This is a genomic window from Klebsiella sp. WOUb02, from assembly GCF_050058015.1.
GTDB lineage: Bacteria > Pseudomonadota > Gammaproteobacteria > Enterobacterales > Enterobacteriaceae > Klebsiella.
Map to the genome: position 1 here is coordinate 4,056,648 of NZ_CP170110.1, position 21,819 is coordinate 4,078,466.

Consider the following 21,819-nt stretch of genomic DNA (forward strand, 5'->3'; position numbering starts at 1 on the left):
TTAACCTCTCTGGGTCAGCGAGAGAGAGATTATGCCCTCGTTCAGAACCGGCTCATCCGTCTTGAACAACGTCATATCTGTCTCAGCATGATAAACACCGGCATTCCAGGGAATAACGGCAGTAGAATCTGTTGTGGAGTCGATGGCAAAGAGAGACGCATCCCCCGACAGGGTTAGAACGGTCCACGGCACACCGCTCTCCGTCCACTGCACAATGGACAAAATCTGATGCGGACCAAACGACCACGGCGACGGCGGCCATGTCCCGGCTGGATATTCGATATCATCCGCAGGAATGGAAAGCCCGCTGGCCAGCAGGTCAGGCGGATACCAGTTGGTCATCCCGGCAGCATCAGAAATGGCGTACAGCTCAGGGACTGCGCCGGTATCCGTATCTTCAGGCGTGGTACCAGCCCAGTCGCCGCCATCAAGAATGGTCAGCGACAGTGTGACGGTGATCGGGAAGGCTTTGTACTGACCCGCAGGCAACAGGGTCCGGAAGGTGTACAACGAGGTGATCCCGTCACGGATGCTCTGCAGTGTCAGGGCATGTTCTGCCGCGCCACTTCCCCCGGTGACGTATGGGAGCGGAATGCTGGCATCACTGGAGGTGAGCGACCAGACCTCTTCAGCGGTATCCTGGTTAATCAGCTTCGCCACATATTCCACGCCGGGCTCTGGTCCGATGCTACCTTCCGTGCAGTCAATCAGGCGGTCGGCCTGCAACAGGCGGTCCCGGTGAGCGAATGTCAGGGTGTAGTCGGTGGCAGCAATGACCAGTGACGGGTACGGCGAACCATTGACGCGGATATTTCCCGGCAGATAGGGACGGTTCTGCCTCTGAACTATCACCAGCGCACTTACCGGTGCGGCAGACGCCGCCAGTGTCTCTGAACTGGTGCGGGTCAGCAGACGCGCTTCCACGGTTTCCCCCGCCAGATATTCAATACCGTCAGACTCAAGCGCATCCCCCCACAACCAGATAACGTCTGATTCATCATGACCTGCTGGCAGTGTGTCGAAACAGCCCCTGCCAACATTCAGTGTCCCGACTGACTCGTCAACGGCATCGACCCGGATCATCTCATCATTGAGTAGCAGCCCGTCGCCGACAGACGGGAAGCGGGTCATATTCACATGGAGAACCGTATCAAGTGGGCCGACCTCAGTTGCCAGTAACCCCGACGGGGTCCAGTCACCTGTTCCCCGATCAGCAAAATCACCGCCTGCAGCGCGGGTCTGGATCTGATAGTTGATGCTGAGTGTTGTCGGGGCCACGGCCATGATGCCCGGATAACCGGATTCGGGCTTAAGGTAGTTCAGCTCCGCCTCGCTGAGCGTCCCGGCCAGCACGGCGTAGGGCAGCTCGATGAGGCGCTGAACGCTGACAGGCCTGGCGGTTTTATCTGGCGGTGTCCAGCTGCTGCCCTGCTGGCCAGAGCTGTACGACGTGGACGGCAGACCGAAAACGTCCTGAACGACGGTCAACGTCAGGACGCCGGTATCACCTTCCTCAATTTTACCCACCCGGAGAACCATATTGTCGATATTGCGGTCGGGCAACTGAACGCGGAAAACATCCCCCGGACGCAGAATACCGCCACGCCGGTCGAACTGGATGACCAGACGGGTCAGTTCAGACTGCGCGGTTTCCAGGTCGCGCTGGGCAACGCGTTCGGCGAGGGAGTGCGTGGGGATCGCTTTGTACTCGACGGAGCTGCTGTTGAGTCCGGTATTTTGTATCGCCCCGAGGTTCTGCGCACGGACCTCGCCATCGGAATTCGTGACGGGGTCATTCCAGGTCACGACAACCTCATTCGGATTCGATGTGGTACTGGCGCTGTCGTCATCCTGAACGGCGATAATGCCGTTGTCGTAGGTGAAAACCGGCAGGTCATCGACACTGTAATCCCCGCGCAGCAGCTTCAGGGTCAGCTTGCCGGTTTCGAGGTCGGCATACTGCACTGCGCCCACATGGTCGAGGATCTGCTGAACAAAGGTGTCCAGACCATCCTGACGGTTATAGCGGAAGCACAGACCAAAACCTTCATCAAACAGCGTGTCGGCAGCGGCACGATAACTGTCGAGGTTCAGGTCATCTGCGAGCGTCAGCTGACGCCCCCAGTCGCGATTGGTGGCACATTCCACCAGAATGTGCGCCGGGTTCATGGCATGAATGGCCCGCAGATTGGCAATCTGGTCCGGCAGCAGATCGCTTTCGTCATCCAGCTGGCCCTCGGTATTCTCAAGCATGATGGTGGCTTTCTCCGGGTACCAGACATCACCGTCCCAGCCTTTCGTGGTGCGGCGAACGCGGTATAACCACGGTTTGGGGCTGGCGCTGTAGCTGCTGACCAGGCCGCTGAAGAAGGTGGTCACCACACCGCGAAACCCCGGCACCAGTCCCGTCAGCAACTTCAGGAGCGATGCCGGTGGCACCTGATCCGGTTCGCCCATCATGATATCGAGCTGCCCCTGTATGCCTCCTTCACCGCCGGTATCGTCTCCGCCGAACAGGCCGGGTTTGTCGATATAGACTGATGTGCTGGCTGAAATCTGCCCCGGGGTACCGGCGAAGACCGTCTTTTTATCGGCCATGATCGACACAATTTCATTAACCGGACCGCGCCCCAGCCCCGCCTGCACATCCCAGGAATAGCGATAGCCAACGGTGACTTTTTTGGAACCTTTACCGCCCATTTATGCTCCCGCTTCTTTCTGAGTCTGTTGTGCCAGTTTGACAATCTGGATTGCCAGCGCATCGCCGGTCGCCAGCAGAGTCTGCGAATCAATTCCGCCATCACGAAGAAAGGCTTGCAGGTCAAGATGGTGACGGGCAAAAAAGGTCCGTAGCCCCCATGCACAACCGCCACCGGCGCGAATATGTTCCATTGTGATCAGCATGGTGCCCCCTTATTTTTTGATGGCCTGATAGCGGTAATTGCCGTAACCCAGCACGAACCAGTCAGCCGTCCAGCAGTCACCAAAGAAGACGCACTGCGGGGTGCCCTCATCGGGCATGGGCATATTCCAGTCATCCTCCGTTGCTGCTTCCGGCGTGGAGTTTTTTTGTTTTGGCGCTAATGCGGTATTGATCACATACGATGCAATCAGAACCGCCACGAATCTAGCTACAGCCCACCACATGGCGTACTCCTCTAAAACAGTTTGATGATTGTGTATGGCGACTTACCGGGCATATGCGGCTGGCCACCGTAGTTCAGATAGTTTGAGAATTTGCTGTTGCAGGTGGCAATCGTGCGGTCGCAGCCCGGGTACAGCGTGACGGACTGCCCGACCTGCAGGCCGGTTGTGCCGCCAAACAGATGCAGCGTATTACCGTCCTGAGCACGCAGGCCGCGCCGCTCGGTATAGCCGTTGCGGTCAAACTCAACGTAACCGCCCGAGAACCAGTCGCTGGCAAGGCCAGCTGGCAGGTTCGCGGTAATGGAGGAGCCATCGAGGGCGGTGACCGCCACGCCGCTGACCGCAAACCGGAGCGGATCAACACGGCAGTTATGGTCATACAGCGCATACGGGCACTGACGCCCCCAGGTGAGACGGAGTCCGACCCGTGTAAACGTGCTGGCCAGGCTGATGGTGATCAGCTTGCAGGATTCAATCTGCTCGCGTTTGACGCTGCTGATTTCCCCGATCCAGACGACACGAAACTCGCCGGAGGTATCCGTCGCGTGCCAGCGCATCACCCGTACCCTGACGGTGCGCGATGGCGGTGTGGCACGAAACAGCAGCGCCACCGGATTACTGGCCGGAACGGTGATATCCATCCCGTCACCGCTGCCGGAACTGAGGCCGCTGTTGCTGATGGCCTGTGCCTCCCAGACCTGACCGGCAAAATCAATATCTTTGTCGGCGTTGCTGTAACGCCAGAACAGGCTGTCGCCCAGCCGGAACTCATACAGCGTCAGCGGCTGGCCATCGGCCACGGAATATTCAAACTCACTCCAGCTCATCACGTACTCCGGTAAAGGTGGTGGCGACCCGGGCCACGCCGTCGGCGTCGGTCGCATGCTCCCAGGACACGCTGTCGGCGTCCTGACGGGCCAGGGTCATCAGGGAAATGTCAACGATCTGGTTCTGGCCCACAGTGATGGCGTCGCCATCGAGCACAAGACGTTCCACACCGCTGACCAGACTGACAGCGGTGATGCGGCGGTAATGCCGGGTGCCATCTGCCAGCAGTATGCAGATATCGCGGCGGCCCGGGCGAATGCCCAGTTCGGTAAAGCCCGCCTCAACAACATCAACATAATTGCCGCTGATGCCGGACGTCGGGAAAAAGTCCAGCGTCTGCCCGGGCACCCATATCGGGCGCTGACGCCCCCGGAGGTACCACAGAAGCTGGCGCAGGGAAGTCTGAGCCTGGCGGTTGACGGTGAACCAGCTGTGCGTCTGCCGCCAGAACGGTCGACCGGCGGTGTCCAGCCGGTACGGAATACCGCTGCTGTTGTCCAGTTCACGGATCAGAGGCTGATAGCTGCCGCTGACCGATTCGCCCCAGTCGGTTTCGGACTCCAGCACCGGATGGCCACGGTACTGCGTGAGCACCGGCGCATCGCTGAAGGCATTGTGCTCTGCGATGCGGAAGCGCACCTGCGCGGTCGCCGCCGTATCAGTGAGACGGGAGAGCGACGGCGGCTCTGTCAGCACTGCCGGACGCACCGGATACACCAGCGAGCCAGCAGGCCAGCTGTCGGTCAGAGGGGAGGCCAGTTGCAGGACATCCCCGGTCATACCGGCGATGGTCGCCATCCGGCTGGTTGCATCAGGGGACTCATTGGTTTTCAGCAACACTGTTCCACCAACAGAAAAGTCCCGCCCGGCGGTCGGAACGGAGAGACTCCGTCGCGCCACTGGACACCGCTGCCGGCAGCGCATAAACATCCGGATAAACGGGCATGGTCCAGGTGCCCGCGCAGCCCTGCCAGAGCATATGTTCGAAGCGCTGGCGGGCAGTGTCATACAACATCGCCGTGAACTCGAACGTCCGGCGCGGCGAGAGACGACGGGAAATCCGCTGCTCAGCGCCGGTGGGCGACTGCAGCACATCGGTCTTCCACTCCAGCGTCTCAGTCACGCCACGGGACCAGTCGGGGTCAGCCAGCCAGGGAAATAACGTCGTCATTTATTCAGTCCCAGCCATTGTTTCAGGGTCGGGACCTGCGCCTTGAGCGACGTGGTGAACTGGCGCTGGCCAGCCAGCGTCTGAGCCCCTGCGGTGTATGCTTCTCCGGCATTGAATACCAGTTGCTGCTGCAGACTGACAGGTTGTTGTGATGCAGCGGCGGGCGTGGCCATCGCGGTCTCGGGGACCGTAGCCGGGAGCGGCATATTCTGTGCGGGGATGCCCGCCAGACCACCTGTGGCATGACGAACGCGGGGCAACCAGCCCTTAACTGCGTCCATACCGTGGCGGTTGAACGCGTGCAGGAAGTCCAGCGCACCCGGCTGCTGAACCACAGCGGCGCGGGTCACAAACTCCTGGTCGGAGAGCATCGCCGGAATAGAATCAGAGGTGGTGCTACCCGGGCCACGTACCTGACCACCATCGGCGGCAAAAAGACTACCAATCAGGCCACCCGCAGCGCCACTGCTGCCAATCAGGCTGGAGGTGGCCATCTGGGCCAGCTGCTGTGCCGCCAGCTGCGCCATGCTGTTAATAATTGTGAGGGCGAGGTTTTTCACCGCATCGCGCAGGTTCATGGTGCCTTTGGCCAGTCCCATCAGGGAACTCTCGATACCGCTCTGCAGGCCGTCACGGAATGATTGGGTCAGCTCATTCCCGGCCTGATTCAGCTTGCCGAGTTCTTCTTCGAGCTGGCGGATCATCTCCCGGATTTTGTCACCGGCTTCACCGGGGGCGGTGGCCATCTCTTTCAGTTGCGGGAGGTAGCCCTTGATTTTGTCGCCAACCTCCTGGTGGAGATCGACGAGGCGCTGCCGCCCCTGAATCTCATTAAGCAGACCACCCTGAACCTGCGCCTGAATGCTGGTTTCCTGCTGGGACTGGTACGTGAACAGATCGTCCAGCTGCTTTTTAAGGTCATCGACGCGGATTTTGGTTTCCGCGACCGGCAGCAGCTTGTCGAGCCAGTTCAGCCCTTCGGTGTTGCCGCTGGCTTCAAACTCGCGGCGCAGGTCAGATACACGGTTCTGCAGCTCGAGCATCGATGCGCCAGCGGTGTCGCCGGTATCGCGCATGTACTCCAGCTGCAGCTGGAGGTTCTGGCCCTTAAACTCCTGGGCAGTGATGGCAGCGTTTGCCGCTTCAGCCTGACGGCGCTGCTCGGCGGTCAGGTTGCGGGTCGCAATCTCCTGGGCGCGGGTAGCGGCAGCACCCTGAGTGCGTTTTGATGCCTGATCCTCAAGCTGTTTGACGAAGTTTTTATTGGAGGTTTCCTGCTGTTTGGCCAGCGACTGTCCTTCTTTTGTCGCCTTATTGGCCGCGTTGGCCGCATCAATTTTTTTGGCCAGCGCCCGGGCTTCGTCCTGCTGGGCTTTGGTCGCGTTAGAGAGCGAACCATTGCGGATTTCAGCCTCGACGCGATCCAGTTCGGTGATGGCTTTTTTCTGGTTCAGGGTCTGCTGCAGCTGTTTGTTGTACTGGTCCGCCTTCTGACCGGATTTATCCAGCGCTTTGGTATCGGTGTCCCACTGACCACCGGAAAAGTTTTTACCGTCGGTAGAGGTGACGCCACGGGACTGAAGCATGTCCCGACCGCTGGCGCTCTTCCACAATGTTTCATAGTTCTTACGGGTTTCTTCTACCGCGTCAGCTTCTTTTTCAAGCTCGGAGCGGTTGCCTTTCCAGAGTTTCTGGAGTTTCTCGGCGGCAGCAATGCTCTCGGCATCGGTTTGTTTGCGTTTTGCTTCGGCAGCTATGGCTTTTTCTTCAGCCTGTTGCTTTTCCTTCAGTGCAGCCAGATCCGCTTTATATTGCTTCACTGACTCCTGGTATTCACGAGGCTGCATGGCAACCTCAGTATCACTACCTGCAGCTGCAATTTTGGCTTCTAATTCCTTAATTTTATTTGTCAGCTCGTCAGCCGGAGCATCCAAACCAAGCGCACCACCTGCCTTATCTTTAAACGATTCCCATGCGCCAGTGGCCGCAATTTTTACATTATTCCATGCTCTCGCCGCCCGGTTGAGCTGTTGCTCCATTGTGCGAAGACGTTCTTCGCTGGCCTTCTTAAACGCCTGAGAGGCAACTTCAATGGCTTCCTCTTTTCGCCCCTGGTCCTCCAGACTCTGAATACGCTGGTAGGTCTCCAGATCCAGAAAATGATATTGCTGGGTGGTATTGGCCGCCCATGACGTGACACCATCGTTCATCTTGAGAAAGCTGGAAACAACTTCATCTGCTGACTGGCCGCTAAGTTCAGCCATGAGGGTCGCGGCCTGAGCGACGGAGGTCAGCGTTTCGCCGGTAAACCTGCCGCTACTGACCAGCCCGTTCAGGATATCGCGGACCTGGCTGTAATTACCGCGCAACTGGCCACCCTGTTGGGCCATCTGCTCCAGTTCGCCGGAGGTCACACCGGCATAGTTGCCGGTTTTCTGGATCGAGCGGTTAAATTCATCCTGGTCATTCATCGCCGAAACGGCAGCAATCCCTGCCGCCGCAACAATACCAACCAGACCACCCATTGCAATGCGTGCGGGGGTAATAAGCGTAGTCAGCGCTTTGAACGTGTTACCGATGCCGCCGAAACTGTCCTTGATTTGTCCGCCTTGCTGAATGGCCACGAGCCAGACCGGCATCCCGCTGGCCAGCGAGGTGACGACGTCGGTAATCTGCATCGGCAGATAGCGCATCGCCTGCGCATACTGACCGGCGCTGATACCACCTTTGCTCATGGCGGCGTTCTGGTCGGTAATCTTCTGGATAAAGGGCGCGGCTTCCGCCGAAATACCTAACTGAGCCGCTTTATACTGCAGCAGCTCGGCGGTGGTCAGGTTCAGAGTCTCAGCCTGCTCGCGCAGCCGGTTGATGAACTGTTCTTTGGTGGCCGCAGCCTGCGCTTCAGCCTGTGCGGCTTCCCGGGCTGCAGCCGCCTCTTTGCGGCCAGCATCGGTCGCGGCCCAGGCGGATTTTTCCACCTGAAGGCGCAGTTCATTCAGGCGCGAGGAGTACTGCTCAAAGTCGTCATCACCGACCAGCCCCGCGCCCCGGAACGCATTCAGTCTGTTCCTGCATCTCATCAAGCCGACCGTAGGCGGCGACAACCGGATCGATGCGATTGACAAGAGCAGTCAGCGCGGCACGCTGGGCATCGATATCTGCGGTGGTGCCGTCCATACCGCTCTGGAGAGACCCCATCTCCGCACGGGTGCGGGCGATCGCCGCCTGATAACCGGCATAATCTGTCGCCGCCTGCTGGACGGCATCGCCGGTCTGTGAAGCAGCGGCGGCTGCACTCTGTTCCGCCTGAGCCTGTCCACGTGCTGATTCGGCAACGCTATCCTGTGCCCGCGCGGCGGTATCGAGTTTCTGTGAGCTGGTTGTTGCTGCAGAGCCAACGTCTTCCACATCTCCGGCCAGTCCCTGCAGGGCACGGCTGGCATCCGCAAGGTCGGCGCGGATTTTCAGCATTAAATTGAGGGTGGAGTTATCGGCCATGACGCACCTGTGTATAAAGGAAGAAAAAGCCCCGATCAGGATTTCAGGGCATTCACCCGCTGAGTGGCGGTATTGCCACCGGCAAATGCGGCATTGACGTCAAATACCCGGTCAATGCACGCCTGCCGGTGCTGCCGTAGCGCTTCGCTGTAATACAGCGTCAGCTGGCGGAGGGTGTAGGTTCCGAGCCTGCCCGGGTCGTGTCCGGCCCGGATGAGGGTTGCGAAGATGCTGCCGAAGCCGACAATTTCGCCCGTGTTGCCCTGATGGTTTCCAGCCGGACGACAGCGTTCATAAAAAAACGGCGGTTCTGGGTCCACCACCAGTCAATCAGGCTCTGTCCCTCACCGGCGGGCAGTAGCGCCACCCACTGAACGGGCTGATCCACAGAACAGGCGATGAGTTCAGGGATATCACCGGCGTGCTTTCGCAGCACTGCCTCGATCTCTTCCAGCGGTGGCCACGGTGTCTGCATAACCTCCGCCAGGCTGTGGGTGAGCGCATCCAGTTTGTCACCCAGCTGCAGCATATCCATCAGGTTGTATTCGCGGATGACCAGTCCCCGACCCGCAATGGTGATATTGCGGGTCGAGATCAGCACGCTCAGCTCGTCTTCGGTGTCGGCGGTTTTCTGCTTGCTCATGCGACAGGCTCCGCAACATCAATGACGCGGCCAAATCGACCGATGGTCGGGTCGTCCGGGCGGGCATTGTCGTACAGCACAGTGGAGGTGGTCTCCAGCCCGGCCAGTGAGGTGTCGCCCTGAATCAGCGCCAGAGCAGAGGCCGGGGAGAAGGAGATTTTGTAAAGCTCCAGAATCTTCGCCGCACCGCCTTCGGCAAGGTTGATCCCCTCGAAACGCAGGTAAAAATCTTCCGGCTGCTGCGTGAACAGAGTGGTGTTGACCGAACCTGCATACTCATAATTCACAGACGGTGCCGTTGCCTGAGCGGTCAGGAAGGTGATCGCCCCGTAGGTGTAATCCACTTCGTAGTCGGTCCCTGCCACCAGGGTACCGATAACCACGTCACTGACGCGCTGATGGTCCAGAATGTAGCGTTCACCCGCCACAATACCTGCCGGAAGAAGTTCGCCGGTGATGGTGCCTGCGGGGATCACAACCTGCTCACCGTACAGCACCACGGCCAGATTCTCCGAGGCCAGATCGTGCCACGTTGACGTCAGCGTGCCGTCCTGGTTGGTGACAAAGCTGCGCACCGTGCCCCGGCGTCCGGAATAACTCTCTTTGTGGTTAAGACGCTCAACCGTCAGCGCTAGCGATAAGGCCGACACATCGCCAACCCAGCGGAATGCGCCAGGCTTCCCGTTAGCCAGACGACGGGCCAGAAACACTTTCCCCTGGCCGTAGTAGTAGGTTTCAAGCTGTGCCATTGTCTTCCGGCTCCTGTTGTTTGCTTTTGCCACGGTTGCCCTGAGTGTCGCTGACGACCGGAGTGGCAACCCCGATAAGTTGATGGTCCCGGAGCCAGACTTCTTCGGCTTCGGTCACGGTGATGGTTTCACCGGCTGCAAAGCGCTTACCCTTATGGGTATGCGATTGCTGGAGTTTTACGTCGGGCATCGTCTGCCTCCGATAACATGATTGACCTGGAAGGTATCCATCCAGAGCAGTGTGCCGCCGTCATAGTCCAGAATGTCCCCCTTGAGCCACTGGATACCGGTGGTGGAGAGCTTGCCGGGTACCCAGCCAATCAGTTGGTCGCGTATCTGGCCTATCAGCGGGCTGATTTCATGGGTCAGACCGTCGGCACCCTGACCATAGTTGCGCACGGCAACGGCCACACCGAAGACCGCCTCGGCAACCTGCGCCCGGCTCCCGTTCCCCGGGACACCGCGCTCAGGTCCCATCAGCACATACGCCCCGGGGACCGCAAAACCGGATAACTCCGTCACCTGGCTGTATTCGACGATGGTACCGAGGAAGCTCAGCGGGGACGGCGTCAGTGGCTGCAGGCGCTCGACGATCAGGCTGATGGAAAACGGTTCGCTGCTCATTTTCCGAAGTCCCTCAGTGAATCCATGCTGAACGTGCGACCGGGGCCATCCACCATCGGAGGACCGCCAGCGGGTTTCTGCGTATCGGTTGCGCCGAGGCTGAATTTGCCGTTGGCCAACTGCTCCATCAGCTTCATCGCATCGCGGTAATCACGGACAATCGGGTCTGTCCGTTCATCAGAAATACGATGCTGATGCAGCTTGTAGCGCACAACGGAGCGCCCCCAACTGCTCAGGATCGAGTGGACCTTCACCAGCGGCAGGGTATAACCACGCTGGCGGAGATAACCGTCAATCAGGTTCTGAGCTTCTTCCACCGCACCGCCAATGCGCTCCACCACCTCAAGGGCCACAGCCACTTCAGCAGGAGGCCATGACGTGGTCTCTTCCCCACGCAACACCGCATCCAGCAGCTCCGGTTGGGCCGGAGGCTTGCCCGGAAGCTGAGTCACCTGAGACAGTTCGACTGCTCCCGGGCGGTCAGCCAGTTCAGCAAGGGAGATATACCAGGTCACGGCCATCACTCGCCTCCGCTTATGCCGATACGGCATTCTGGAAGAAGTAGCCACAGTCCTGAGCCACAATCAGCTCGCGCACGGACTCACCGACACGGACACGCTGGCCACCGCGCATCCCCATGTCCGGATCAGGAATAGAGCCGGACACACGGGACCCAAACTGCGCGGTAAAGCCGAAGGTCACGCCCCCCTGGGTATCGGCCAGCAGATTGCGGTAGATAAAGGCGGCATGATTGGCCCAGGCACGCACCAGCACCGGCTTCTGACCTGGTCGGGCGATATTGACGAACGCCGAACCGACGACGATTTCGTCGAGTTCCAGCAGGCCGCGAAGGAAGTCCAGCGGTACCAGGCCATCTTCACCCAGTGTGCCGTTATAGGCTTTCACAACCGACGGGTTCTGACGCAGGGCTGTTGCCGTAGAGCGTCCCAGTACTGCCACGTTCGGGCGCATGATCATCTTGTCGAGCGCAGTGACAATTTTCTTAATCGGCTTGCTCGCGTCGTTGTCCCACTGGTCAGCTGCAGCCAGGTTTTCTTTATTACCCACAGGGTAACTGGCCGCGTTAAACACCTCTTTACTGGTGCGAACTTCGCGGTCGAGCATGATGATATCGGACACGCGCTCGGTCGCACGGCCCAGCGGATCGTAATTGGGCGGGGCATTGTCGATATCAGACTGAGGAACCGGTGCATCGAGGGCGTAATCGTTGGTCGAGGAGGTCTCATCCTCCGCATCAAACTCAATCTGATTGGGTTGTGATGTCCGTCCGACGGTGGTGGTCGGTACGGTGAAGCCCTGCCCGAGATCGAACTTCCACCATTTAAATTCTGCTTTCCCAACCGGCACGCGCGGTAACACGCTGTCGGCAATCAGGGAGAGGTTACGATACCCGATGGCAATCGCCGTCAGGTGGGGGTCAATCGGAAAGGGTGCTTTGGCCATTCTGAATTACTCCGGAAAAATAAGATGAAAAATTCTGTTTGTTACCCAAGGTGCTGCTGTCAACCGCCACCGGCTGCAGCAGCGGCCAGTTGACCCGGTGCAATCCAGACAGAACCGAGATCGTCTTCAGCACCGTCATACTCCGCAAAACCGAGATAGAACTGACCCGCTGTGGCCAGAATTGCACGACCGTCAGCATCAGCCGTCAGCGGGGCACCGGCGACAACATCACCACCATAGATAACCGGGGTCAGCTGGCTGCGAACCACATCGGCGGGTTCCCCGACGCTGGCAGCAACGAGGGTGGTGACACCGATAATCAGCTTGCTGCCATCGACGGCCAGAGTGATTTCGTCCGGCACCGTGCCATGCGTGACCATACGACGCGCAGCCAGTGCCACTTCTGCCTTATGGCAGGTGATCAGACCCGGAATATTCATTGCTGGGCTCCTTTTTTGACGTGGTTAACGGCGTCCGTCATGGAGATGGTGCGCCCCTGTTTAGCCTGCTCTGCCTGATAGTTCTGTGCGGCAGTGGCCAGCGCGGAAGCATCGGCAAAATCGACAGGATCATCAGCCGTGCCGGTTTTTTCGCTGAAATTCACGACGGCAGGTTTAGTGCTGAGGATCTCGCGTAGTAGTGCCTCCGGCGACTGACTGATAGTCGTCTCCCCTTCAGAGAAAGAGAGCGGCTCCTGGGACAGGTTCATCAGCACTTCGACAATGGCTGTTTTCTGGCGCGGAAGAATGCTACCGCCCTTAACCAGACCATCGGCAAACGCCACGGTGGCAGTGCGTTTTTCCTCCAGTTGTCGGGTACGGGCAACTTCCTCGTCTGCAGCCAGTTTGGCTTCACGTGCTGCCAGCGCGGCTTCACGCTCGGCGAAATCCGTCGCCGTACTGGGGGTCTTTTTGTTCGGGTCCACATTGGTCTCCTCGGCATATGCCAGTGGTGAGATTGACTTACGTTCATCGGTGGCCGAGTCCAGAATCGACTGAATACGCCACTGAGGAATGATGGAATCGGCCTGCTCGATAGTTGTTTCCTGAATCACCCAGTCGCGAATCGACTGAAACAGGCTGGCCAGATTGTCGGCTTCCCACGGCAACGCGAACTCCAGCGGGCCGTTATCGCCGCTGGCCTCTGCGAACTGCGCATCAGGGAGCCCTTTGACGCCAGGAGGGACGGCCCCCAGAAAACCCACATGGCGGGCATAGAAATGACCGGGTTTCGGGTTGCCGGGGCTGTCAGGCTGATAAATAGAGAGGGAGCGTTTTTTGTAGCTGCCCGCGTTGAAAGCTTCCGCAAAGGCCGGATTCACCTGACGCGGCGCGGCATAGACGATGCCGTCACGGTACTCGAGACGTTCCGCCCAGCCATATGCCGGAGCGGTCAGGCTCGGGTGCCCGATGACAAAGGGGGCCTCCGATACTGAAGGGTCGTAGCTGTTGGCCAGATCAATGCAGTCTTCAGGGGTGAACGTGATGGTCCGGCCATCCATCGCGGTGTGGGTACCGGGGGCAAAAACCGCAAGTGTCGCTTTAGCTGTGCTCGTCGTCATGGCTGTCGTCATTCTGGTTGTCAGGGGTTATGGCGACATCATGACGAAACGTGTTCAGGGGGTAATCTGCCCACGGACAGATAAAAACGGAACGGAAGATAAAACGGAGGGCCAGCGCGAGGGAGGAACAGGGCCGGAAACCGTATTAAAACGTATTATAATACGGGTCGCCAGCGTGGATTGCGTCATCGTAGCCAGGCGACCACCAGAACGCGTTACAGGGCCTCTGACGGCGACATCAGTTAAACGCCCCCCGCAGGTAGTTTTTCGCCATATCGATAAGGGTTTCCCCCTCGGACTTTGACACCCCCAGCCACGGACGGGCCTTAATCTTAATTTTGTAGGCAGGAATGGTATGCCACTGTGCAAAGTTCGATTTGTCCTTACGAACGAACTCGTTGGTAATCCTGCCGCTCTTTTTCTGGCGGTAATATGCCTGCTGACTGCGGGCGGCGATTTCGATGGTCCCGCCAAACTGATGAATGGCACCGTAGACCCGGTCCGTACCGAACAGCAACTCATCGGCATTCACCTGCCAGCGCAGGGTGTTACGCAGATAACCGTCCCGGGTAAGGATCTTGTCCGCATTTTTCCGTTTGCGCCGCTGGTACCGGGGCTTAAGCGCAGCCCATTCGATGCCGTCAGGCGACTTTTGCTCCTGGAATCGTTTCTGGTGAAATTCAAGCAGGCGTTCGCCCATCGACCGAAGCAGCGGTTCCGGGCGCATCATATCCTCCCGGGCATCCCACAGCTTGCTCAGGGCATCCTGAGCATTGAACGTCAGCGTCACACCCGACATCGTCAGTCCTCCCGCGACCACAGCCGGATACCCTGGCGTAGCGACTGCAGCAGCGTATCGTCAGTTGAAATATTTCCGGCCCAGCCATCGCGGCCCGTGGCGAACACCACCGACAGCGGGTCCGCTTCACCTTCCTGCTGCAGGCGTGTCAGGTAATAGCGCCGGACCAGCGACTGCTGTTCTTCCGGCAGCCAGACAATCTGCGCCCAGATTTCATCAGGGTTGCGGATGGTCTCTGCCAGTTGCAGTGCCTGTGCCAGCGTCAGGGGGATCTGACCCTGCCCCTCCGGTGACGCGAACATGTCGTGGCCGATAGCCAGGCGCTGGCCTGTCGGGTCGCGGAACGCCGCATCACGGTCAGCGGTCGCGCCGAACAGCTGCAGGAACGCATCCACCGGGTCGGTCTCGGCTTCAGTCACCGGTGCCGGACGCGGCGATGGCAGCGGAGCTGGTGTGGCCGAGGGTTCTGCTACCGGCGTGAACGGCCCGTCGCTGACCGGGTTCTGGCTCCGGGGAGGCGGCACCTCGCTAAATACGCGGCTGCGGCCCGGAGTATGCTCAAAACCCGGATCAATCCCTTCCGGCACAATAACGGTCCTCGGGCCACCCGGGCTGCGCTGGCCAATCACGCGGGCAATGAATTTAATCGGTGGCGCAGTATCCGGGCCGTCTTTGCCCATGCGTCGCAGGTCGTCTTCGGTGCGGGCAATCACACTGCACTGACAGCCCCAGGCATTCACCGGGAAATGGTAAATCCACCACGGGTCATCCGCCCGCAGTACCATGCCGTTCCAGCCCAGATGGTCCTGACGCGGGTGTTCGACCACATCACTGTGGACGTACTCCCAGTAGGGGTGTGTATCCCGCATGGCCATGAGCTGCTGGTAGCGCCCGGCCATGTAAGAACTGCGCAGGTTGGTCTCGTAAATGACTCGCGATCGCCACTCAAAGCCGCCGTTATAGCTCCAGCCATAGCGGGCAACGATGGCCGCGAAGTCCTTGCGGAAGGTTTCCAGCGTACCACCGTCAAGACTTTTCTCGACTGCGGTACGCAGGTCTGCCAGCAGATCATCGCGGTTTGCCCCGGCAACCATAAACTCACTGTCATGCGCGGAACCATACACATCTGTCCAGGCGTCGGTCTTCGTGTTGAACTTACGACGGAAGAATTCGATCTGCTCGCTGAACGGCAGCGAACCATAGCTGACATTACCGGCCATTCATTTCCTCCAGCAGATCGTTACGTCCTGCCAGGGCAGCAGCCGACATGGCGTCGCCCAGAATACGGGCATAGTCATCAAGAGACATATCGGGTATCAGCGCCGTAAGGCCGTCACGCAGCTCGTCGGCGGTCTCAGCAGAATCGATCAGCGCTTTTATCTGATTGATCCAGCCGTCCATGACCGGGCGCAATTCGGTATTTAGGCGACCGGCCATCATCGTGGCGGTATCATTATGGTCCAGGTCATGCTCCGCAAATGATGACGGCGCTGGCGCCCGGGGAACAGATGATACCGGCTCAGGCTTCGGCTCCCATTCACCGCCGTAGGTCTCCTTAACGGAGGCCAGCGTCGGACGATAGCCGGTGGTCTCACTGATGGTTTTGTCACGTTCGGCCCGGTCTTTCAGGTCTTCCGCTTCTTCAAAGACGCGGGACACCACCGGCACTGCTGCATCGGGAAAGTTAAACTCGGTAAACCATTTACCCGGCCCCCGGTTCCAGGACTCGCAGATCACGTCGGCATCCGCCTTGACGATAGAGTCCAGCACCTTATCCTGCAGGGATTCGTTACCGCCAATACCTTTCGCCGCGCCACCTGAACTGGAGATCTGACCGACCGTCACGCGGCGAATGGCCTCATTCATCGCGTTATACATTGCCTGGTAGTCGGCGGCACCGGAGCGGGCTGCAGCCATCAGTTCGACGCTCATCCCTTCGGGCATAATGACACCGCTGTCGGTCGAGATGGCCCGGGTCAGTGCCAGCAGGTTACGTTTCTGCTCCTGCGTGGCCCCTTCGGGATGTTTCCCGGCCACGGTCGGCATCCCGAATTTGTCCAGGAAAATCAGCCAGAACTTGATATCGTTACGCTTGAAGAACGTCGGCCAGTACAGCCAGTGCGCCAGTCCCAGACCGTAGGGTTCATCATCGTGGTCTGCGCCGGTTGAAAACGACCAGAAATATGGTCCCTCGCAGGGCTCACCGGCCATCATGTTCTGTGGAGTCAGCAGGCGCAATTCGCCTTTCGGACTGAACCGGAAGCGGCGACGATCGCGGACCTTAATGTCGTCAATCCACAGTAAATTATCCCGGACACCATAAATCAGCTCTGAAACGGCATAACCGTAAAACACGCCAAAGTGCATCAGCCGTGTAATACGGTCGAAGCCCAGAGATTCTATCTGCTGGCGCATGGCGTCCGCCGCCTCGATATCGATCGGACGTTCGCCACCGGCCTCGACTTTAATCTCACGGGATATCAGCGCATCCTGCCGCTGGCTGAAGGCCGACTTGACCTCATCGTCACTCAGTACCTCGCGATAAATCTTCAGGTCAGGTGCGCCGCGATGCTGCAGAACGCTGTCATCGGATAATGCCAGCGCACCGATCCACGGGCGGGTGATATCGCGCCCGTCACCGGTCGAGGCAAACTCGCGCCCCAGTTCAGGACGCGGTGTGGATGAGGGCTTTGATGGCATTTGTCTTTTTTGTTTTTTGCGACTCACAGGAATCCTCCAAAGTCATTAATGCCACGTACGGTACCGAACCCGGTGTCAGTGAGTTCACCGGCGCGGCTGCTGTCGCCGAAGCCTGACAGCACGCGGAAAATGTCGCGCTCACCGGTCGATTCAAACGCAATCTCAGTGGCCAGGTTCAGGGCTGCATAGTTCGCCAGACAACCGGCAATCGCGGTATCACCGTGACGCACCAGTTCCGGGTCTTTCAGGTCTTTTTTCTCCAGACTGGCGACCATTGGTACTCCGTCGATGTTTTCTACCGTTCGCAGGTCCTGTGCCGTGTTCTCATCGCGCGGCAGGATGATCATGCTGTCCTCAAACAGACCGGTAAATTTTGGCATCCAGAAGCCGTACCACTTACGGTTCAGGGTAATTTCAGCGATGCGCGGGCGACCATAGCGGTCGGCGGTATACTCGGCCAGTACCATACCCGGCCCGGTGGCATCCATCGCACCGCCTGACTGGCGGGGGAGATGCTCGATGATCCAGAACAAAATCTGCTGCTGCAGCGCTGAGGGCACATTGTTCAGCTCCAGCAGGAACGGAACGTCGCGACACAGGTTCTGCATGATGGCCATCGGTACGATGGAGGAAAAGTGACGGTGGCGGGCGAAGTCCATACCAAACACGTGACGCAGCTCCGGATTCAGGGTCTCTGCCATCACCGGTCGCAACTCCCTGTCAATCCAGTCATTACCCCATGCCGCTCGCTCTGCCTCGGTCATATGGATAAAGTCATCATCAAGCGCGAGACGTATGACTGGCCGTTCCTCCGGCATGGCCCGCTCGATCCAGACACCGGGAATACAGATACCGTTACCGTCACGCGGGATAGCGTCAAGCTCCTCACGCATCGCCGCTTTACGCGGGCCATAGGCGTTACGGATGCGGTTATACCAGGTCTTTTTCCCCTCGACGGTTGCCGCTTCGCCTTTCATGGCGCAGACCCGTTCAAACAGGCCATTGGCGACAGCATCATCAAAGGTCACGGTAAATACGGCGGCGTCATCGCCATAGCGGCCCGCCTCAATATCGTTACAGAACTGACAGAAGGGATTGTTCTTACCGTTATGGGAACTGATGATGACAATACGCCCACCCCAGATAAGTAGCGCTGTTGCCGCATCAAGTACGCCCTGAACATCCTGATGGAATGCCGCCTCGTCGATAACCACCACGCCCTGCAGACCACGGATGTTGGCTGGTCGGGAAGAGAGTGCTGCCACCTGAAACCCGCTGGCGAACCGGACGCGATAGGCCGCAATCATCCGGGTGTTGCCCTGTTCGTCCTGGTCTTCGAAGAGAAACTCTTCAATCGCTGAGACGTCCTGCGCCTGCTGCGCTGCGATGACCCGGGCGAATTTGGCCACGTAGCCGATGAACTCCAGACCTTTCTCTTTGGTATCACCGATGTAATAGACGTTGTCGCCGCCAGCGGCTTTCTGCGCCCCGGCTATCAGGGTCGAGTTCAGCCCCCAGGCAAAGGTGATGCCGGTACGACGGCCCTTCGGGATAGCCAGAATAGAAACGTCATATTTGAGACATTCCACCTGGTGGGCCATCAGCACGCCGTCGGCGAACGGGTTGAAGCCGAACGGGATTTCCCGGGCCCGCGCCGGAAGCTCGTCCCATTCAACGGTACGGATGGTGGACGCTAATGGTTTCATCACTTGATCCCCAGCACGCGCTCACGCCAGAACTGCACCTGGTCTTCGCTTAACCCCTGCGCTCTGGCAGTCTCTTTCAGATTTTCTTCCTGCTCGCGCAGCAGCCGTTCACGGGCGGCACGCTCAATCTCGCGGCGCTCATCGAGACTGGCCTTACGGGACTGCAGGACGTCTTTTGCTGCCCTGGCAAGGTGGCGCACCGTATCAATATCCGGATCTTCTTCCTGTTGGGCGGTAAAGGCGGCATGGGTGGTGAGCGTGGTGACGGCCTGAACCATCAGGGCACCGGCGCGTTCGTCGGGATTCTCACCCAGCTCACTCACCAGCAGGCGGGCCATCTGGTCCTGCTCACGCATGCGACTGACCATTTCGCCAAACGTCTGCTTATAACGACCCAGCGCACTGCGGCTGGGTGCATCCTCGCCCGGGAAGTGCTCGTGAATGTCGGTCAGCAGCTCATCCAGCGTCATACGGTCTTCCCGCAGACGGCGCTCGATATGGGCGCGGACGTCAGGCTCCAGACGGTGAATCGTGGACTTTCTCCCCATATCAGCCTCCCGCGCCGGGACGCTTCACACCAGGCACAATCGCCCGACCCGCAGCCACATCAGCGCCGCGTTCGGTCAGGCGGGCAACCAGCACCGTCTCGATATCATCAACCGTCACCAGACCCTGCTCTTCAAGCCAGCGCAGCTCTGATTTAATCTGATCGCGGCTGGGGGCGTGGCCATAGCGGGTCAGTGCCTGGTAAATGACGGAACTGTTGGAGCTGTAGCTCGGCATTTCAGACAAAAACCGCAGCATGACGAGACGCTGATCCTCACGCAAAAAACTGGCAAAATTCATGGGTCCTCCGTTATTTCTTCTGCAGCAGATAGGTTTCGATATTCTCAGTGCGACGATAGGTCGCCGCCATCTGTTCCTGCATTCCGGTCATCTGGGCTTCAGTGCGGCTCAGTTTTGCGATGAGTTCGGTGATCTGCGACTGTGTTGGCACCGATTTAATCTGCGCCTCAACGGTGGTTATCCGGGTGCGCAACTCCAGCAGACTCTTTTTGACTGGCAGACTGGCGGCCAATCAGCCAGGTATAAATACCGACCACAGCCATCACCACCCATTGCAGAAATGCCCAGTCAAATCTCAGTTCATTTATTCCCACAGCTACCCTCCTGGGCACATTTGATCACTTCAACCAGTTGACCGGCGCAAAGGCCGTACTGGTCATATAACTGCTTCTGAGCTACCGCGAGATCGTCCATGCTGCTACTTGCCGGAAACACCGGACGAGGGCATGGTACGGTCATCCTCGCGGGCAAGACCCGAGGAAGCGGCTGTTGCTGCTCTCTCACGGGCTCCGGCGAGTTCCTGCATGACGTCAGCATCAAACCTGCAACCAGCACGACTGGCAGCGTTCTTTTTGAGAGCCTCACGAATGGCCTCCGTGGATTTTTCATCCGCCTGCTGGCGGGCGTTTATTTGTTGTGCCAGTAACGCGCTGGCCTGATTAGCCTGTGCGGTCAGTCTGCTTTGCCCCGGCGATGAACTGATTAAGCGCATCAGCGGCCTGTTGAGTCTGCCCTCTGGAGCACTCCAGACGAGCGGCAGCGAGGCCCTCACTGTAGGCATCATCCCGGATATACCAGACCGCAACCGCCAGGCCGATAAGCCCGCCCAGGAGGAACCATTTATTCAGCGTCATTACACTCTCCCGGCCCCCAGCCAGACGCCAGATACAGCGGTTGCCAGGTATAGATGATTTTCAGGGGATAGCCCCGGTTCTCGCGAAAGTTGGCAGCGCTACGGCCCGCATTCACCTGCTCGACGTGATTCCAGTAACGGCTGGCATCCAACCCGCGACTGGTGGCCAGCCTTCGGTCTTTCTGAACCCAACCGAGCCCACCGTTGTAGGCCGACAGCACGAATACCATGCGGTCACAATCACTGGCGGTACCGGCGATCCGCTGCCAGTGCCACCAGTTGTACTGCACCAGTGCCCGCATGGACCACGACGGGTTGTAAGGCTGATTGGATTTCAGTTGCTCAGGGTAAATACCGGCAATCCAGACTGGCTGTGGCGGGCATAAACTGCGCCAGCCCCTGCGCCCCGACCGGTGAAAGGGCCCGGGTGTTCCACTGTGATTCCTGGTGGATTTGAGCGGCGAAGGTGGAAACAGGGGCATTGAGCCCCCAGACGACGCGGGCATTGCGGGTCAGCTCGCGCTGGTATTGTCGGGCCTCAACCGGAATGCTGGCCGCAAGAGCCGGATGACAACCGCTCAGCAGACAAAGCAGGATGACGGACAGCGCGAGCCGGGTCATGGTCAGAGCCCCATCGTCACGCCGAGGCAGATCGCCGCGACAATTAGCGCCCGGCGAATCAGCACTACAGCGAAAATCAGCTCATAGCCTTTTGCGACAGGATGTTCAGGGCCGCTGAAATACTCAACACCACTGAACTTGCTAATTTGCCTGGTGTTTTGCTTTTTCCAGTCGTTAGCCAGGTACCCACCCGGGCTGGCATAAGGGAACAGAGCCCGATCAAGGTGGTAGCCGAGAATGGCTGCGATAGAAACCAGAGACAGCTTGTACAGCGTGACGCCGAGCTGTTCTGGCGAAATGACAGCGATAGCGGCCAGCAGCGCAACGGCGAGGATGATCCAGTTGCGGAGCCGCTGATGGCGGACCTTGTGAAATAGTGACATGAGGTTCTCCTGAAGAAGGCCAAAAGGCTGAATAAATCAGGAGTTAGTGTGCGGTATAGCGGGGTGAGGAGTAATTTGCCCCCGGACAGAATATTTGCGGGTGTACTGGGGTCAGGATGATAAGGCAAAGAAAGAGCGGCCAGCAGGATGCGCGAACATCCAGCTGGCCAGTAACACACAGCACGTACCTGTGAGTCACATCATGGCTCAGTCCGTCTCGCGAGAC

The 21,819-nt window shown here is 58.8% G+C and carries 30 protein-coding genes; 1 reads left to right on the plus strand and 29 read right to left on the minus strand.

The features are described 5' to 3' along the window. From ABOC21_RS26655 to ABOC21_RS26775, 25 genes are all read right to left on the minus strand, one after another. A complete protein-coding gene (locus tag ABOC21_RS26655) occupies positions 1-2,700 on the minus strand; it encodes a phage tail protein (protein WP_426813863.1) in 2,700 nt (899 codons plus the stop codon). Next, on the minus strand, positions 2,701-2,904 hold the full coding sequence (locus ABOC21_RS26660) for a hypothetical protein (protein ID WP_426813864.1): 204 nt from the start codon (positions 2,902-2,904) through the stop codon (positions 2,701-2,703). Positions 2,905-2,913: 9 nt separating this feature from the next. Further along, positions 2,914-3,147, minus strand: coding sequence for a hypothetical protein (locus ABOC21_RS26665; protein ID WP_426813865.1), 234 nt, complete (start codon positions 3,145-3,147; stop codon positions 2,914-2,916). A gap of 11 nt (positions 3,148-3,158) precedes the next feature. Next, positions 3,159-3,974: a phage BR0599 family protein gene (locus ABOC21_RS26670; protein ID WP_426813866.1), complete on the minus strand. Its 816-nt coding sequence runs from the start codon at positions 3,972-3,974 to the stop codon at positions 3,159-3,161. Further along, a complete protein-coding gene (locus ABOC21_RS26675) occupies positions 3,961-4,812 on the minus strand; it encodes a hypothetical protein (protein ID WP_426813867.1) in 852 nt (283 codons plus the stop codon). Before ABOC21_RS26675 ends, ABOC21_RS26670 begins: the two co-directional genes overlap by 14 nt. After that, positions 4,796-5,146 (minus strand): hypothetical protein, encoded by a 351-nt coding sequence (locus ABOC21_RS26680; RefSeq protein ID WP_426813868.1) that lies wholly within the window; start codon positions 5,144-5,146, stop codon positions 4,796-4,798. The genes ABOC21_RS26675 and ABOC21_RS26680 overlap by 17 nt, the downstream gene beginning before the upstream one ends. Continuing rightward, the gene (locus ABOC21_RS26685; protein ID WP_426813869.1) at positions 5,143-8,226 is read right to left on the minus strand and encodes a phage tail length tape measure family protein; all 3,084 of its coding nucleotides are present in this window, start codon (positions 8,224-8,226) and stop codon (positions 5,143-5,145) included. The genes ABOC21_RS26680 and ABOC21_RS26685 overlap by 4 nt, the downstream gene beginning before the upstream one ends. Then, a complete protein-coding gene (locus ABOC21_RS26690) occupies positions 8,174-8,644 on the minus strand; it encodes a hypothetical protein (RefSeq protein WP_426813870.1) in 471 nt (156 codons plus the stop codon). The genes ABOC21_RS26685 and ABOC21_RS26690 overlap by 53 nt, the downstream gene beginning before the upstream one ends. Positions 8,645-8,804: 160 nt before the next feature. Next, positions 8,805-9,287 (minus strand): DUF6631 family protein, encoded by a 483-nt coding sequence (locus ABOC21_RS26695; protein WP_426813871.1) that lies wholly within the window; start codon positions 9,285-9,287, stop codon positions 8,805-8,807. Continuing rightward, positions 9,284-10,036 carry a hypothetical protein gene (locus tag ABOC21_RS26700; protein ID WP_426813872.1) on the minus strand — a complete coding sequence of 251 codons (753 nt, stop codon included), beginning with the start codon at positions 10,034-10,036 and terminating at the stop codon, positions 9,284-9,286. The genes ABOC21_RS26695 and ABOC21_RS26700 overlap by 4 nt, the downstream gene beginning before the upstream one ends. Beyond that, the gene (locus ABOC21_RS26705) at positions 10,023-10,226 is read right to left on the minus strand and encodes a DUF7210 family protein (RefSeq protein ID WP_426813873.1); all 204 of its coding nucleotides are present in this window, start codon (positions 10,224-10,226) and stop codon (positions 10,023-10,025) included. The genes ABOC21_RS26700 and ABOC21_RS26705 overlap by 14 nt, the downstream gene beginning before the upstream one ends. Continuing rightward, positions 10,214-10,660, minus strand: a complete 447-nt coding sequence (locus tag ABOC21_RS26710) for a phage tail terminator protein (RefSeq protein ID WP_426813874.1) — start codon at positions 10,658-10,660, stop codon at positions 10,214-10,216. The genes ABOC21_RS26705 and ABOC21_RS26710 overlap by 13 nt, the downstream gene beginning before the upstream one ends. Beyond that, the gene (locus ABOC21_RS26715) at positions 10,657-11,181 is read right to left on the minus strand and encodes a gp436 family protein (RefSeq protein ID WP_426813875.1); all 525 of its coding nucleotides are present in this window, start codon (positions 11,179-11,181) and stop codon (positions 10,657-10,659) included. Before ABOC21_RS26715 ends, ABOC21_RS26710 begins: the two co-directional genes overlap by 4 nt. A gap of 13 nt (positions 11,182-11,194) precedes the next feature. Then, positions 11,195-12,124 carry a phage capsid protein gene (locus ABOC21_RS26720; RefSeq protein ID WP_426813876.1) on the minus strand — a complete coding sequence of 310 codons (930 nt, stop codon included), beginning with the start codon at positions 12,122-12,124 and terminating at the stop codon, positions 11,195-11,197. Positions 12,125-12,183: 59 nt separating this feature from the next. Beyond that, positions 12,184-12,564 (minus strand): hypothetical protein, encoded by a 381-nt coding sequence (locus ABOC21_RS26725; protein WP_426813877.1) that lies wholly within the window; start codon positions 12,562-12,564, stop codon positions 12,184-12,186. Then, positions 12,561-13,685, minus strand: coding sequence for a hypothetical protein (locus ABOC21_RS26730; protein ID WP_047684717.1), 1,125 nt, complete (start codon positions 13,683-13,685; stop codon positions 12,561-12,563). Before ABOC21_RS26730 ends, ABOC21_RS26725 begins: the two co-directional genes overlap by 4 nt. Positions 13,686-13,923: 238 nt before the next feature. Next, positions 13,924-14,484 (minus strand): phage virion morphogenesis protein, encoded by a 561-nt coding sequence (locus ABOC21_RS26735; protein ID WP_426813878.1) that lies wholly within the window; start codon positions 14,482-14,484, stop codon positions 13,924-13,926. Between the two features lie 2 nt (positions 14,485-14,486). Then, positions 14,487-15,704, minus strand: coding sequence for a PBECR2 nuclease fold domain-containing protein (locus ABOC21_RS26740; RefSeq protein WP_426813879.1), 1,218 nt, complete (start codon positions 15,702-15,704; stop codon positions 14,487-14,489). Further along, positions 15,694-17,184 (minus strand): DUF935 domain-containing protein, encoded by a 1,491-nt coding sequence (locus ABOC21_RS26745; protein WP_426813880.1) that lies wholly within the window; start codon positions 17,182-17,184, stop codon positions 15,694-15,696. The genes ABOC21_RS26740 and ABOC21_RS26745 overlap by 11 nt, the downstream gene beginning before the upstream one ends. Positions 17,185-17,207: 23 nt before the next feature. Continuing rightward, positions 17,208-18,890 carry a hypothetical protein gene (locus ABOC21_RS26750; RefSeq protein ID WP_426813881.1) on the minus strand — a complete coding sequence of 561 codons (1,683 nt, stop codon included), beginning with the start codon at positions 18,888-18,890 and terminating at the stop codon, positions 17,208-17,210. Then, positions 18,890-19,438: a phage protein Gp27 family protein gene (locus ABOC21_RS26755; RefSeq protein WP_426813882.1), complete on the minus strand. Its 549-nt coding sequence runs from the start codon at positions 19,436-19,438 to the stop codon at positions 18,890-18,892. Before ABOC21_RS26755 ends, ABOC21_RS26750 begins: the two co-directional genes overlap by 1 nt. Before the next feature lies 1 nt (position 19,439). Then, a complete protein-coding gene (locus ABOC21_RS26760) occupies positions 19,440-19,736 on the minus strand; it encodes a VpaChn25_0724 family phage protein (protein ID WP_426813883.1) in 297 nt (98 codons plus the stop codon). 10 nt (positions 19,737-19,746) lie between these two features. Continuing rightward, on the minus strand, positions 19,747-19,929 hold the full coding sequence (locus ABOC21_RS26765) for a DUF2730 domain-containing protein (RefSeq protein ID WP_426813884.1): 183 nt from the start codon (positions 19,927-19,929) through the stop codon (positions 19,747-19,749). Beyond that, a complete protein-coding gene (locus tag ABOC21_RS26770) occupies positions 19,904-20,050 on the minus strand; it encodes a hypothetical protein (protein ID WP_426813885.1) in 147 nt (48 codons plus the stop codon). The genes ABOC21_RS26765 and ABOC21_RS26770 overlap by 26 nt, the downstream gene beginning before the upstream one ends. Further along, positions 20,037-20,240, minus strand: a complete 204-nt coding sequence (locus ABOC21_RS26775; protein ID WP_426815589.1) for a hypothetical protein — start codon at positions 20,238-20,240, stop codon at positions 20,037-20,039. Before ABOC21_RS26775 ends, ABOC21_RS26770 begins: the two co-directional genes overlap by 14 nt. On the opposite strand from ABOC21_RS26775, the gene ABOC21_RS26780 reads away from it, so the two are divergent. Further along, the gene (locus ABOC21_RS26780) at positions 20,149-20,382 is read left to right on the plus strand and encodes a hypothetical protein (protein WP_426815601.1); all 234 of its coding nucleotides are present in this window, start codon (positions 20,149-20,151) and stop codon (positions 20,380-20,382) included. The two genes, ABOC21_RS26775 and ABOC21_RS26780, sit on opposite strands and share 92 nt — an antisense overlap. A gap of 13 nt (positions 20,383-20,395) precedes the next feature. Here ABOC21_RS26780 and ABOC21_RS26785 read toward each other — a convergent pair whose 3' ends face one another. The 4 genes from ABOC21_RS26785 to ABOC21_RS26800 are packed head-to-tail and all read right to left on the minus strand — an operon-like array spanning position 20,396 to position 21,593. Beyond that, positions 20,396-20,590, minus strand: coding sequence for a hypothetical protein (locus ABOC21_RS26785; RefSeq protein WP_426813886.1), 195 nt, complete (start codon positions 20,588-20,590; stop codon positions 20,396-20,398). After that, positions 20,577-20,879, minus strand: coding sequence for a hypothetical protein (locus ABOC21_RS26790; protein ID WP_426813887.1), 303 nt, complete (start codon positions 20,877-20,879; stop codon positions 20,577-20,579). The genes ABOC21_RS26785 and ABOC21_RS26790 overlap by 14 nt, the downstream gene beginning before the upstream one ends. 52 nt (positions 20,880-20,931) lie before the next feature. After that, entirely contained in the window at positions 20,932-21,210 is a 279-nt protein-coding gene (locus ABOC21_RS26795) for a transglycosylase SLT domain-containing protein (RefSeq protein ID WP_426813888.1), read from the minus strand. Positions 21,211-21,212: 2 nt separating this feature from the next. Further along, positions 21,213-21,593, minus strand: coding sequence for a putative holin (locus ABOC21_RS26800; RefSeq protein ID WP_426813889.1), 381 nt, complete (start codon positions 21,591-21,593; stop codon positions 21,213-21,215). Positions 21,594-21,819 lie beyond the last annotated feature (226 nt).